Below are 13,704 nucleotides of genomic sequence, written 5' to 3'. Positions count from 1 at the left end.
CGGGAAAATCATTCGTAGATTTCGGCGTCCGGGTCGGTGGCTTCCATCTCGTAGCTCGCTGCCACCATGGCCAGGCGGCCCACCACGCCGTACATGTAGAAGCGGTTGGGGGCGCTTGCGCCGGGCTTGGCGCCGGGCTGCGGCAGGTGCGCGCTCTCGGAAAAAGCCAACGGCACGAAGCTCGCGCCCGGCGACTTCAGGTTCTCATCAGGGTTGCGCTCGGCGTGCACGCGATAGAAACCGCCCACCACGTAGCGGTCCATCATGTAGACCACGGGCTCGGCCACGCCGTTGTGCACCCGCTCGTTGGTCAGGACGCCTTCCTGCACGATCACCTCGCCGGGCTCGCGCAATTCCCGGGCCGCACCGCCCCTGGCCGATGCGCCGCCGCGCGGCTTGCCGACCAGGCCTTCGACTTCCTTGGCATCGCGGATCGTGATCACGCCCGGGCCTTCGGCGCCGGTATCGCCCTTGACGACCACGAAGGGCTTTTCGTTGATGCCGTATTCCTTGTACTTGCGGCGCACCTTGGTCAGCACCGCATCGACGTGGCTGGTCAGCACATCGATGCCGCGGCCTTCGGCGAAATCGACGCTGTCGCCGCGCGCATAGATCGGGTTGATCAGCCACGGGTCGATGCCCAGCAGCTTGCCGAAGCGCTTGGACAGCTCTTCGTAGCTGTGCAGGTGGTTGCTCTTGCGCCGCACCGACCAGCCGGCATGCAGCGGCGGCAGCAGGTATTGCTCGTGCAGGTCTTCGAGGATGCCCGGCGTGCCGGCCGACAGCTCGTTGTTCAGCAGGATGGTGCAGGGGTCGAAATTCTTCAGGCCCAGTCGGCGCTTGCTGCGCACCACGGGCTCCAGGCACACCGTGTCGCCGTTGGGCAGTTCGATCTTCTTGGGCGACTTGATGGCCGGGTCGATCGAGCCCACGCGCACGTTGAGTCCCGCCATGTGGAAGATGCGCACCAGCTGGGCGACATTGGCCAGATAGAAAGTGTTCTTCGAGTGGTTCTCGGGAATGACGAGCAGGTTGCGCGCTTCCGGACAGATCTTCTCGATGGCGGCCTGCGCGGCCTGCACCGCCAGCGGCAGCATCTCCTTGGTGAGATTGTTCCAGCCGCCGGGAAAGAGGTTGGTGTCGACCGGTGCCAGCTTGAAGCCCGCATTGCGGATGTCGACCGCGCTGTAGAACGGCGGCGTGTGCTCCATCCACTCGAGCCGGAACCAGCGCTCGATGGCCGGGGTCGAGTCGAGTACCCGCTGCTCCAGTTCGTTGATCGGGCCGGTCAGGGCGGTGACGAGATGCGGAACCATGCGGCGGCCTTGTTGGTTTTGTACTTGGAGGTAGAGCGGAATTGTAGGATTTGGGGGTGGCCGCCCCAATGACAAGACTACGTACGGCAGTCTTGGTTCAATCCGCCCGCCCGCGGCGCATCAGCTGCGCACTTCGCCCTGCCCCAGGACCACGTACTTGAGCGAGGTCAGGCCCTCGATGCCGACCGGTCCGCGCGCATGGAATTTGTCGGTGCTGATGCCGATCTCGGCCCCCAGGCCGAACTCGAAACCGTCCGCGAAGCGGGTGCTCGCATTGACCATGACGCTCGCCGAATCGACCTCGCGCAGGAAACGCTGTGCATGCACGTGGTCGCGCGTGACGATGGCGTCGGTGTGGTGGCTCGAGTAGCGGTTGATGTGCGCAATGGCCTCGTCGACCCCGGCCACCACCTTGATGCTGATCACCGCGGCAAGGTATTCCTCGGACCAGTCGGATTCCACGGCATCGACGATCCTTGCGCCCGGGGCGAGGGATTCGTCGGCGCGCAGGATGCGGGCGGCGACCGGGTCGCAGCGCATCTCGACGCCCTTGGCGGCAAAGATGGCCGCGATGCGGGGCAGGAAGTCTTCCGCCACCACGGCCGAGACCAGGAGGCCTTCGGCCGCATTGCAGGGGCTGTATTTCTGCGTCTTGGCGTTGTCGACGATGCGCAGCGCCATCTCGAACTCGGCCGTGTCGTCCACGTAGACATGGCAGTTGCCGTCCAGGTGCTTGATGACGGGCACCTTGGCGTCGCGGCTGATGCGCTCGATCAGGCCCTTGCCGCCGCGCGGAATGATCACGTCCACGAACTCGGGCATGGCGATGAGTTGCCCCACGGCTTCGCGGTCGGTGGTCTGCACCAGCTGCACCGCCTCGACCGGCAGGCCGGCCTCGGCCAGCGCCGCGGACACCAGCAGCGCCAGCGCCTTGTTCGACTCGATGGCTTCGGAGCCGCCGCGCAGGATCGCCGCGTTGCCGCTCTTGATGGCGAGGCTCGCGGCCTCGATGGTGACGTTGGGCCGGCTCTCGTAGATCATGCCGAAGACGCCGATGGGCACGCGCATCTGGCCCACGCGGATGCCGCTGGGCTGCTGCTTCATGCCGATGATCTCGCCGATCACGTCGGCCATGCCGGCAAGCTGCTCGCAGCCGAGCGCGACCGTCTCGATGACCTTGGGCGTGAGCTTGAGCCGATCGACCATCGGCGCGGGAAGGCCGGCGGCCGTGGCGCGCGCAAGGTCCTTCTCGTTGGACTCGGCCAGCCCCGGGCCGGCTTCGCGCAGGCGCCGGGCCAGCGCCTTCAATGCTCTGTTTTTGGTAGCTGCATCCGCACGGGCCATGAGGAATGCAGCGGCTTTTGCCTGCAGGCCCAGGGCCTGCATGTGCTCGCTGACGTTGAACGCATTCATCGCGGCATTTTCCTGCATTTGGATCAACCCCCAAGCTTTGGGCCCTTGCCGTGTTGTCCCCTCTCCCTCCGGGAGAGGGCTAGGGTGAGGGAGAGGGGGCTGGACCGCTGCTGCAAGCGCGGCACAGCATCAGCGCCAAACGTTGCAGCGCCTGCCACCCGCTCGCAGGCCAATCGGGCTGCTTCAAGCCCTTGCAAATGCCGTCCACCACATGCGCCGCGCGCAGCAGCCGCGCCAGCATGCGGTCGTCGAGCCGCGGCAGCACGCGCTCGAACGCGCGCTCGCGCGGACCCCAGATGCGGTTCTCGCGCAGTGCCATGGGCAGCGGCCGGCCCGAGGCCATGGCGTCCTTCACGCGCTTGAGCGCGCGGATGTCCTCGGCCAGCGTGTAGTGCACCAGCACCTCGGCCTCGCCTTCGGCCTGCAGGCCGTCGAGCATGCGCGCCACGCGCTGCGGGTTGCCGGCCAGCACCGCTTCCGAGAGCTTGAAGACGTCGTAGCGGGCCACGTTGTTGACCGCGGCTTCGACCTGCTCCCAGCTCAGTTCACCAGCGGGATGCAGCAACGCGAGCTTCTGGATTTCCTGGTGCGCGGCAAGCAGGTTGCCCTCGACGCGGTCGGCAAAGAACTGCAGCGTGCGCTGCCCTTCGTCGCCCGGCATCACGCGCTGGCCCTGCAGGCCCAGGCGCTGCGCGATCCATTGCGGCAGCGCGGCGCGTTCGATCGGTTCGACCTGCAAGGTCACGCCGTTGTTCTCGAGCGCCGAAAACCAGGCGCCGGTGCGCGTGCCCTTGTCCAGGCGCGGCAGCATCACGAGGGTGAGCGTGCTGTCGTTGCCCTGTGCCGCCTCGGCCAGCTGCTGCAGCGCCGTGCTGCCGTCCTTGCCGGGCTTGCCGGAGGGAATGCGGATCTCGACGATCTGCTTGTCGGCAAAGAGCGAGAGCGAGCCACCCGCGGCAAGCACCGCGCTCCAGTCGAAGTGCGCGCCCGCCACGGTGTACGAGCTGCGCTCGGTATAGCCCTGCGTGCGCGCCGCGGCGCGGATGGCGTCGGCCGCCTCTTGCGCAAGCAGCGGCTCGTCGCCGTGGATCGTGTAGAGGGACTTCAGGCCCTTCTGCAGATGGGGGCCCAGTTGGGCGCTGGCAAGTTGCATCGCGGGGCAGGGGCCTCGGCCTAGAGTTCCTTGACGGCCGCCAGGCGGCGCATCAGCTGCTGCGCGATGTCGGCCTGCATGTCGCGGTACAGCAGCTCGGCCTCGCCTTCCTTGGCGAGCGCATTGGTCTCGTTGAAGCTCAGGTCGCGCGTCTGCGAAACCTCGGTCGGCGGCAGCAGCAGCTTGCCGCCCGGCGTGCGCAGGCTGAAGCGCACGCGCAATTGCAGCTGCAGCTCGCGCAGCAGGCCGGCCGAGTTGGTCGAGATCACGATGCGGTCGCGGTTCTCGGCCAGGATCTCGAGCACGGCGTCGGCGGTCTGCGCCTGTTCGGCCGGCACCAGCGTGACGGTGCCCGCCGCGCGCATTTCGCGCCGCAGCCGGTTGATCAGCTCCGAATTGCCCGACACCGACAGCGTCTTGAACGCAAACACCGGCGCCTTGCGCAGTTCGAACCCGCAGCCGGCCAGGCCGAGAGTGGCGCCCGCCACGGCGAGACCCAGGAGAAAGCCGCGGCGCGGCAGCGAGGCGTTGCGATTGTTCATGCTTCTATCGTTACTCAGATGACCACGTTGACCAGGCGTCCGGGAACCACGATGACGCGCTTGGGCGGCGCACCTTCGGCGAACTTGACGAAGTCGTCGCACGACAGCGCGAGCTGCTCGATCTCGGCCTTGGAAGCGCCGGCCGGCACGCGCAGCGCGCCGCGCAGCTTGCCGTTGACCTGGAGCATGAGCTCGATCTCGTCCTGCTCGAGCGCGCCGATGTCGACCACCGGCCAGGGAGCGTCGAGCAGGTCGCCCAGCGCCTTGTCGTAGCCGAGCTGCTGCCAGAGCTGGTGGGCGATGTGCGGCGTGGCCGGATAGAGGCAGCGCAGCAGGATGCCGAAGCCTTCGCGCAGCGCGGCCGCATCGGCAGGGCTGCCGTCCGGCTTGAAGCCTTCGAGCGCGTTGAGCAGCTTCATCGCGCCCGACACCACCGTGTTGTATTGCATGCGCTGGTAGTCGTAGTCGACCTGGCGCAGCACGGTGTGCACTTCGCGGCGCAGTGCCTGCGCGGCCTTGCCGAAGGCCTGGCCGCCAACCGCCACGGACTGCACGTCGGCCTGCGCGACGCCGAAGTTCCAGACCCGGCGCAGGAACCGGTAGCTGCCTTCGACGGCCGCGTCGTTCCACTCGAGCGTGGCTTCGGGCGGCGCGGTGAACATGGTGTACAGGCGCGCGGTGTCGGCGCCGTATTTCTCGATCAGGTCCTGCGGGTCGACGCCGTTGCGTTCGCTCTTGCCCATCTTGCCGACGCCGCCGTAGTCGACCTTGGTGCCGTCCGCCGTGGTGCCGCCCGTGATGCGGCCCTGCGCATCGAGCACGGGCGTCACTTCGGAGGGCGGGAAGTAGTCCTTGCCGCCCTTCTCGTTGCGCTTGTAGAAGATGTGGTTCAGCACCATGCCCTGCGTGAGCAGCTTGGCGAAAGGCTCGTCGGCCTTCACCAGGCCGAGGTCGCGCATCACCTTGGTCCAGAAGCGCGCATACAGCAGGTGAAGGATCGCATGCTCGATGCCGCCGATGTACTGGTCCATCGGCATCCAGTAGTCGGCGCCCCCGGCCACCATCGCCTGGTCGTTCTTCGGGTCGCAGTAGCGCATGAAGTACCACGACGAGTCGACGAAGGTGTCCATCGTGTCGGTCTCGCGCCGCGCGGCCTTGCCGCACACGGGGCACACCACGCCGGCGTGGAAGCCTTCGTGCTTGTTCAGCGGGTTGCCCGAGCCGTCGGGCACGCAGTCTGTCGGCAGCACCACGGGCAGGTCCTTCTCGGGGACCGGCACCGCGCCATGCTCGTCGCAATGGATGATCGGGATCGGCGTGCCCCAGTAGCGCTGGCGGCTCACGCCCCAGTCGCGCAGGCGCCAGGTGGTCTGCATCTCGCCCAGGCCCCTCTGGCTCAGTGCATGCGCCACGGCGGCCACGGCCTCCTTGTAGGTCATGCCGCTGAAGTTGTCGGAGTTGATGGTGACGCCGCGCTGCTTGTCGCCGTACCAGTCCTGCCACTTGTGATAGTCGAAGTGCGGCTCGTCGTCGACCAGCACCACCTGGATGATCTCGATGCCGTACTTGTTGGCGAAGGCGAAGTCGCGCTCGTCGTGCGCGGGCACGCCCATCACGGCGCCGTCGCCGTAGTTGATGAGCACGTAGTTGCCGACCCACACGGGCACCTGCTCGTCGGTGATCGGGTGCGTCACGGTCAGGCCCGTGGGCACGCCCTTCTTCTCCTGCGTGGCGAGCTCGGCCTCGGTCGTGCCGCCGGCCTTGCATTCGTCGATGAAGGCCGCGACCTTCGGATCGAGCGTGGCGGCGTGCGCGGCCAGCGGATGCTCGGGCGCCACGGCGCAGAAGGTGACGCCCATGATGGTGTCGGCGCGCGTGGTGAACACGTACATGCGGCCGTCCTGGATCAGCTTGCCGCTCGCGTCCTTGATGTCGTGCGTGAAGGCGAAGCGCACGCCCTCGCTCTTGCCGATCCAGTTCTCCTGCATCAGCTTGACGCGCTCGGGCCAGCCCGGCAGCTTGTGCTGGGTGTGCTCGAGCAGTTCCTCGGCGTAGTCGCTGATCTTCAGGTAATAGCCCGGGATCTCGCGCCGCTCGACCGTGGCGCCGGTGCGCCAGCCCTTGCCGTCGATCACCTGCTCGTTGGCCAGCACGGTCTGGTCGACCGGGTCCCAGTTGACGACCTGGGTCTTGCGGTAGGCAATGCCCTTTTCGAGCATCTTGAGGAACAGCCACTGGTTCCACTTGTAGTAGCTCGGGTCGCAGGTGGCGATCTCGCGGCTCCAGTCGATGGCCAGGCCCATGGCCTGGAGCTGGCCGCGCATGTAGTCGATGTTCTCGTAGGTCCACTTGGCCGGCGGCACGCCGTTCTTGAGCGCCGCGTTCTCGGCCGGCAGGCCGAAGGCGTCCCAGCCCATCGGCATCAGCACGTTGTAGCCGCTCATGCGCAGGTAGCGCGTGAGCATGTCGTTGATGGTGTAGTTGCGCACATGCCCCATGTGCAGCTTGCCGCTGGGGTACGGCAGCATCGAGCAGGCGTAGTACTTCTTGCGGCTGGCGTCCTCGGTGACGCGGTAAGCATCGGCGGCGCTCCATTGCGCCTGGGCAGCGGACTCGACGTCGCTGGGTTTGTAGCTGGGGTTCATGACGGTTCGGCAGGGCCCGGCTCGGAGCGGCCGGGGAAGGCGGATTATCGCGCCGGACTAGACTCGTCTCCCGTCTTCGCGCAGTTCAAGTCGCCTGCCGGGGGACGCCGAGGGAAAAACGCCATGAAATTGCTCCTGAAACACCTGGCCCTGGTGCTCGCGGCCGCCGCCAGCCTGGCCGCCATGCCGCTCCAGGCCCAGCCCGCGGGCGACAAGCCGCTGCGCATCGTCGTGCCCTTCGCCCCGGGCGGGGCGCAGGACGTGATCGCCCGCTACCTGGGCGCCAAGCTCACCGAGAAACTCGGCGGCACCGTGATCATCGACAACAAGGCCGGCGCGGGCGGCATCGTCGCGGCCGACGCGGTGGCCAAGGCGACCGACGGCGCCACCGTGCTGCTGGCCACGGGCGGCGCCATCACCATCGCGCCGCATCTGCAGCCCAAGCTGCCGTACGACCCGGTGCACGACCTGGCGCCCGTCGCCCTGGTCGGGGACACGCCGATGACCGTGGCCGTGCGCACCGAAAGCCCCTACAAGACGCTGGCCGACGTGCTGCGCGACGCCAAGGCCAGGCCCGGCCAGGTGACCTACGCCTCGACCGGCAACGGCACCGTGTCGCACCTGACCGGTGCGCTGCTGGCGCAAGCGAGCGGCGTGGACCTGCTGCACGTGCCCTACCGCGGCGCTGCGCCGGCCTTGACCGACCTGCTGGGCGGCCAGGTGGCGCTGATCGTCACCAGCGCCGCCTCCATCGAGCCGATGGTCGCGAGCGGCAAGGCCCGCGTGCTCGGCACCTTCTCGCGCGCGGCCCTGCCCAGCCTCGGCACGCCGCCCACCGTCGCCGAGGCCGCGCGCCTCGCCGGCATGGACGTGCCGGTGTGGGTCGGCGTGATGGCGCCCGCGCGCATGCCGGCGGCCAGCGTGGAGAAGCTTTCGGCCGCGCTGGTCGAGGTGTGCAAACTGCCCGAGACCCAACAGCGTTTCGCGCAGCTCGGCGCGGTGAACACCTGCGGCGGCGGTGCGGCGCTCGGCAAGGTCATCGCCGAAGACAGCCAGCGCTGGGCCAGGGTGATCAAGCAGGGCGGGATCAAGGTTGACTGAGCCCGCAGGCCAGCGGCACCGCGTCGGCATCGCGGGCGCCGGCGCGATCGCCTTCGCCAGCGCGGCCTGGCTGCGGCAGGCGGGCCACACGGTCACGCTCTGGTCGCCGGGCGGCCAGGGCGCCGAGGCCTTGCGCAAACGGCCGCTGGAAGCCGGTGGCGTGCTGGCCTGCCGCGTCTCGGTCGAGGTGGCCGACGACGCCGCGCAGCTTTGCCAGGCCGCGGACGTGCTGCTGCTCGCGCTGCCGGTCAACGGCCACCGCCGCGTGATGGACGCGCTGCTGCCCTTTCTGCGAGATGGACAGATGGTGATCGTCAGCTCTATGGCCTCGCTGTCGTCGCTCTACCTGTACGAAAACGCAAGGCAGGTGGGCCTGCGGATCACCGTCGCGAGCTTCGGCACGACCGTGCTGACCGCACGCCGGGAATCGGCCACGCTGGTGCGGGTGATGACGCGGCGCCAGGCGGTCGGCGTGTCGGCGCTGCCGGGCGGCGATGTCGGCAAGGTGCTCGATCTGTGCACGGCGCTGTTCGGCGGCAGTTTCTTCGCGCAGGACAACACGCTCGCCAGCGCCCTGGCCAACGTCAATCCGCAGTCGCACGGGCCGCTGGCCGTCTTCAACTGGACCCGCATCGAACGTGCCGAGAACTGGCCGCAGTACCACTGCATGACGCCCGGCGTGGCGCGCGCGATCGAGGCGCTGGACCTGGAGCGGCGCGCCGTGGCCCGGGCTTTCGGCCTGGAACTCGGGCCCATCGAGGCGCACTTTGCGCGCTCCTTCGGCACCGCGTCGGCGCGGCTCGAGGACATCGCGGCCGAACTGCATGCCAAGCGCGGCGGCCCGCCCGGGCCGGTGCGCACGGACACCCGCTATGTGTCCGAGGACATGCCCTACGGCTTGGCCTTCGTGGAAGCGCTGGGGCGGATCGCCGGCGTGCCGACCCCCGCCACGCGCACCATCGTCGATGCCGCCTCGCTGGTCAACGGCATCGACTACCGGCAGCAGAACGACCTGCTGGCACCGCTCGGGCTGGCCAAGGAAACAGTCGCCGGACTGCTCGCGCGCCTGTGACGCTCAGGCGGCCGGCGGAAAGACCGGCTCGCCAAGGTTGAGCATCAGCCGGTTGGCCCAGGCAAAGAGCGCCACCGAATGGATCAGGTCGAGGATCTCGAGCTCGGTGAGCCCGACCTCCTTCAGCATCCGGACATCGTCGGCCGACACCTTGCCGGGCTCGGCGCCGAGGCGGATCGAGAACTCGACGATCGCCTTCTCGCGCGCCGTGGTGCCTGCGGAGGCCGGCTCCTCGAACACCTGCGAGATCACGTCGCTGCGCTTGGCAAGCTGCTCGAAGCGCTGCGCATGCACCGAGGCGCAGTACACGCAGCCGTTGACGCGCGATTCCACCGTGGCGCCCAGCTCGCGTTCGGCGCGCGGCATGCCGCCGGGCGCGAACATGATCGCATTGAAGGCGATGGAGCGCTGCAGCAGCATCTCGGGCTGGTGCGCCAGCACCAGGAAGTAAGGCGAGGTGCGCGCCTGCGGGCTCATCTCGTCCAGTGCCGCCAGCTGCGCCGGCGTGGCCGTGGCGACCTCCACCGGGTCGAGCCACGGCTTCCAGCCCAGCACCTCGTTGGTGAAGCCCTTGATGCGGATCGGCGTGGTCATTGCGACACCTCCGCAGCCGCGAGCGCCTGAAGACCGGCGACCAGGCGTATCTGGTAGGACAGGAAGGCGATCAGCTGGCCGAGCGCGACGATGGCGGGTGTCGAAAGCCCCGCCTCGGCCAGCGCGTCGACCGCCGCCTTGTCGCCGTCGATGGGCCGCTCGATGAGGCTGGCGGTGAATGCCAGCACGGTGCGCAGGCGCGCATCCGCCACCGGGGCGCCGCTTCCCACGGCCGCGACCAGTTCGCGCTCCGCGCCTTCGGCCAGCAATCGCTCGCGGTAGTGCGCGGCCAGCGTCGCGGCCCTGGAGACGCTGCAGGCGTGCAGCGCGACCAGCAGGCGCTCGGTGACCGGCAGGCCCTCGACCGAGGGCGAGAACATGGCGTCGTAGCTGCCCTGCGTGGCGGCCATGACCTTGTCGCGCTGCAGTCGCAGCGCGCGGGTGGCCTGCGTGGGCGCCAGGGGCACCGTGGCGTCGATCACGTCGGGCCGTGAGGATGTGTCGTTGAGAGTTGTCATGCGTTCCAGGAAAAAGTGAGGGTTTGCCGCTCAGCTGCGCTCGGAGGGCGGCGGCGCGGGCGTCCATTCGTCGCCGAACAGTTCGGGCTCGCTGTACGCCTCGAGGTTGGCGAAGTGGTGCTCGAAGTCTTCGCGGTAGAACAGGCTGGCCATGCCGCTCGCAAGCCGCCTGGCGCCTTCGCTGATCGCGGGAATGTCGCCCGACACCGTGCCGTGCGACAGCGCCGCCGGGTAGCAGAAGCAATGGATGCGTTCGAGCCCGGGGCATTCGCCTGGCGCGCGCTGCTGGAATTCGAACACGGGCCCGAGGTCGGGCGAGTCGGCCAGCTCCTGGTCCTCGTCGCCGGGCGCGGGGGCGAAGCGGTCCTTCCATGTGCGCACGTGCGCCGCGATGGCGTCGAATTCGGGGCGGCTGTTCCAGTCGACCTTGAAACCGGTCGAAACAATCAGGAAATCGAACACGAACTCGCCCCTGGGCGTGGCCACGCGCATCGACGACGTCCCTTCGGGCTCGATCGAGAGCACCGGGCAGCCGAAGTTGAAGAACGCGTTCGCAAACCGCGAGACACGCAGCGTGCTGCCATGCGGCGGCGGCACGTTGGCCACGTTGATGTAGTGGCGGATGCGCCACTTGAGCGCATCGGGCAGGTCGTAGTGGCCCTGCGTCAGGCCCGGCACGCCGGCGCCCTTGCCCTTGTTGACGCGCGGCAGGTCGGGCCGGCGGATCAGCAGTTCGACGCTGTGCGCGCCGCATTCGAGCGCGGTGGCCGCGCTGTCCATGGCCGACGAGCCCGCGCCGATCACGCCCACGCGCAGCCCGGCCAGCCGGGTGTAGTCCATGGCGTCGGACGAGTGCGCCCACTGCGCGCGCGGCAGCGCGTCGACGAAGGCTGGAACGGCCGGGCCGCCGAGGCCGTCGCGGCCCGTGGCCAGGACCACGCGGCGCGCCAGCACCTGCTGCGCCCCGGCGGGCGTGCGCAGGCCGAGCCGCACCAGCGCGGCATCGGGCAGCGGAAGCATCGCGGTGACCGCCGTATCGTTGCGCACGTCCACGTTCATCACGCGGCGGTACCAGGCCAGGTAGTCCATCCACTGCAGGCGCGGGATCTTGTCCAGCCGGGCCCAGGCGTCGGCGCCGAACTGGGCTTCGAACCAGGCGCGGAAGGTCAGCGCGGGCAGGCCCAGCGCCGGGCCGGTGAGTTCCTTCGGGGAACGCAGGGTTTCCATGCGCGCCGTGGTGGCCCACGGACCTTCGGAGCCCGCGGGCGCGCGGTCGAACACCACCGCCCGGATGCCTTGCTGCGCCAGGGCCGCGGCCGCCGCCAACCCGGCCTGCCCGCCGCCGATGATGGCCACGTCGAGCACCGGTTCGCCGGCGTGCGTGCGAACGGGCATCCAGGCGCGCGCGGGCCAGCCGAGGCATTCCAGGTCCCTGGCGAGCCGCCGCTCGAGCGCGGCAAGGCCTTCCGGCGAAGAGGACAGTGCGGAGGAAGCGGAATCGGTGGTCATCTTGCGGAAACGGGAACTGGAAGCCAGGGTTCACAGGCGTGGACCCGTGCCCAGTGTAGAAAGCTTTTCGGGGCGCGCCCGCGGGCCTTGCATGGATCGGGCCCGGATCTCGCATGCCACAATGATTTTCAGACCACAAGGGCAGCATGCGCAGCAATCACGGCAGCAACAGCGAATGGTGGCGCGGCGCGGTGATCTACCAGATCTACCCGCGCAGCTTCATGGACAGCAACGGCGATGGGATCGGCGACCTTCCCGGCATCACCTCCCGGCTCGAGCACGTCGCGGGCCTGGGGGTCGATGCGATCTGGGTGTCGCCCTTCTTCCGTTCGCCGATGAAGGACTTCGGCTACGACGTGGCCGACTACCGCGACGTCGATCCGATCTTCGGCACACTGGGCGATTTCGACGAGATGCTGGCGCGCGCCCATTCGCTCGGCCTGAAGATCATCATCGACCAGGTGCTCTCGCACACGTCCGACCAGCACGCGTGGTTCACCGAGAGCCGATCGAGCCGCGACAACCCCAAGGCCGACTGGTACGTGTGGGCCGACCCGCGGCCCGACGGCACGCCGCCCACCAACTGGCTCTCGGTGTTCGGCGGCCCGGCCCTGGCAATGGGATTCGCGGCGCCGCCAGTACTACCTGCACAGCTTCCTCAAGGAACAGCCCGACCTGAACTTCCATTGCGCCCAGGTGCAGGAAGCCCTGCTGGGCGAAGTGCGCTTCTGGTGCGAGCGCGGCGTGGACGGCTTCCGCTTCGACGCCTGCAACCACCAGTTTCACGACGCGCTGCTGCGCGACAACCCGCCGGCCAGCGCCACGCTGGTCGATGAAGTGAGCACCGTCCGGCCCGACAACCCGTACGCCATGCAGCAGCACCTGTACGACAAGAGCCAGATGGAGAACCTGGCCTTCCTGGAAAGCCTGCGCAGGCTCCTCGACGGCTACGGCGCGGTCGCGCTCGGCGAGGTGGGCGACGAGAATGCGCCGCCGGTCATGGCCCAGTACACCGAGCTGGGCAAGCGCCTGCACCTGGCCTACAGCTTCAGCCTGCTGACCGCCGAGCACAGCGCCCGGCACCTGCGCCACCAGGTCGAGACGCTGGACGCCGCGCTCGCGCCCACCGGCGGCTGGGGCTGCTGGGCGGTGTCGAACCACGACGTGCCGCGCGTGGCCACGCGCTGGAGCGGCGGCGCGCCCGAAGACACCCGGCGCGACCGGCTCTGGCTCTCGCTGCTGCTCACGCTGCGCGGCAGCGCCAGCATCTACCAGGGCGAGGAACTCGGCCTGCCGGAGGCCGAGGTGCCGTTCGAACTGCTGCAGGACCCGTACGGCCGCGCGTTCTGGCCCGAATTCAAGGGCCGCGACGGCTGCCGCACGCCCATGCCGTGGAAGGCCGACGAGCTGCATGCCGGCTTCACCACCGGCGGGCCCTGGCTGCCGGTCCACGGCCGGCACCTGCCGCTGGCCGTCGACCGCCAGGCCAGCGACCCCGATTCGATGCTCGTGTTCAGCCGCGCGCTGCTGCGCTGGCGCCGCGGACAGCCGCTGCTGCGCACCGGCAGCATCGCCTTCTTCGATGCGCCAGAGCCGGTGCTGTGGTTCGAGCGCCGCGACGGAAACCAGTCGCTGCAGGCCCTCTTCAACCTCGGGGACGCGTCGGTCTCGGTCACGCTGCGCGAACCGCTCGAGGCCCTGCCGGGACATCCGCACGCGCCCTCCGCCGACGCGCGCGTGCAGGCCGGCGACGGAAAAAGGCGCATGCTGAGGCTGGCGCCGTACGGCGTCTTTTTCGGTCGACCTGCCGGCGAAGAAGAACGAGAACGGATGTGACGAAC

At 68.9% G+C, this 13,704-nt stretch carries 10 protein-coding genes and 1 pseudogene; 3 read left to right on the top strand and 8 right to left on the bottom strand.

Annotated elements, in window-relative coordinates; translation table 11 throughout:
* Window positions 1–8: 8 nt before the first annotated feature.
* The 5 genes from gshA to leuS all read right to left on the bottom strand — a co-directional run bounded on the left by gshA (window position 9) and on the right by leuS (window position 7,069).
* Entirely contained in the window at window positions 9–1,316 is a 1,308-nt protein-coding gene (gene gshA, locus ABID97_RS04605) for a glutamate--cysteine ligase (protein WP_354397370.1), read from the bottom strand.
* 120 nt (window positions 1,317–1,436) lie between these two features.
* The gene (locus tag ABID97_RS04600; RefSeq protein WP_354397369.1) at window positions 1,437–2,729 is read right to left on the bottom strand and encodes a glutamate-5-semialdehyde dehydrogenase; all 1,293 of its coding nucleotides are present in this window, start codon (window positions 2,727–2,729) and stop codon (window positions 1,437–1,439) included.
* A 79-nt stretch (window positions 2,730–2,808) separates the two neighbouring features.
* On the bottom strand, window positions 2,809–3,882 hold the full coding sequence (gene holA / locus ABID97_RS04595) for a DNA polymerase III subunit delta (protein WP_354397368.1): 1,074 nt from the start codon (window positions 3,880–3,882) through the stop codon (window positions 2,809–2,811).
* Between the two features lie 20 nt (window positions 3,883–3,902).
* On the bottom strand, window positions 3,903–4,424 hold the full coding sequence (locus ABID97_RS04590; RefSeq protein ID WP_354397367.1) for an LPS-assembly lipoprotein LptE: 522 nt from the start codon (window positions 4,422–4,424) through the stop codon (window positions 3,903–3,905).
* 14 nt (window positions 4,425–4,438) lie between these two features.
* Complete coding sequence (leuS, locus tag ABID97_RS04585; protein WP_354397366.1) at window positions 4,439–7,069, bottom strand: leucine--tRNA ligase; 2,631 nt, start codon at window positions 7,067–7,069, stop codon at window positions 4,439–4,441.
* 123 nt (window positions 7,070–7,192) lie between these two features.
* On the opposite strand from leuS, the gene ABID97_RS04580 reads away from it, so the two are divergent.
* Together ABID97_RS04580 and ABID97_RS04575 are read left to right on the top strand one after the other, a co-directional pair.
* Entirely contained in the window at window positions 7,193–8,170 is a 978-nt protein-coding gene (locus tag ABID97_RS04580; protein WP_354397365.1) for a Bug family tripartite tricarboxylate transporter substrate binding protein, read from the top strand.
* Entirely contained in the window at window positions 8,163–9,242 is a 1,080-nt protein-coding gene (locus tag ABID97_RS04575; RefSeq protein WP_354397364.1) for an NAD/NADP octopine/nopaline dehydrogenase family protein, read from the top strand. Before ABID97_RS04580 ends, ABID97_RS04575 begins: the two co-directional genes overlap by 8 nt.
* Before the next feature lie 3 nt (window positions 9,243–9,245).
* On the opposite strand, the gene ABID97_RS04570 is transcribed toward ABID97_RS04575, so the two are convergent.
* The 3 genes from ABID97_RS04570 to ABID97_RS04560 are packed head-to-tail and all read right to left on the bottom strand — an operon-like array spanning window position 9,246 to window position 11,863.
* Window positions 9,246–9,836: a peroxidase-related enzyme gene (locus ABID97_RS04570; RefSeq protein ID WP_354397363.1), complete on the bottom strand. Its 591-nt coding sequence runs from the start codon at window positions 9,834–9,836 to the stop codon at window positions 9,246–9,248.
* Window positions 9,833–10,354: a CMD domain-containing protein gene (locus tag ABID97_RS04565; RefSeq protein ID WP_354397362.1), complete on the bottom strand. Its 522-nt coding sequence runs from the start codon at window positions 10,352–10,354 to the stop codon at window positions 9,833–9,835. Before ABID97_RS04565 ends, ABID97_RS04570 begins: the two co-directional genes overlap by 4 nt.
* A 30-nt stretch (window positions 10,355–10,384) precedes the next feature.
* A complete protein-coding gene (locus ABID97_RS04560) occupies window positions 10,385–11,863 on the bottom strand; it encodes an FAD-dependent oxidoreductase (RefSeq protein WP_354397361.1) in 1,479 nt (492 codons plus the stop codon).
* A 146-nt stretch (window positions 11,864–12,009) separates the two neighbouring features.
* Between ABID97_RS04560 and ABID97_RS04555 the strand changes: the two are divergent.
* A pseudogene (locus ABID97_RS04555) lies at window positions 12,010–13,699 on the top strand (alpha-amylase family glycosyl hydrolase).
* Window positions 13,700–13,704: the final 5 nt, after the last annotated feature.

This window comes from Variovorax sp. OAS795 (assembly GCF_040546685.1).
Taxonomy (GTDB): Bacteria; Pseudomonadota; Gammaproteobacteria; order Burkholderiales; family Burkholderiaceae_C; genus Variovorax.
The sequence above is the reverse complement of the archived record's forward strand: the minus strand, read 5'-3'. Positions and strand labels throughout refer to the sequence as shown.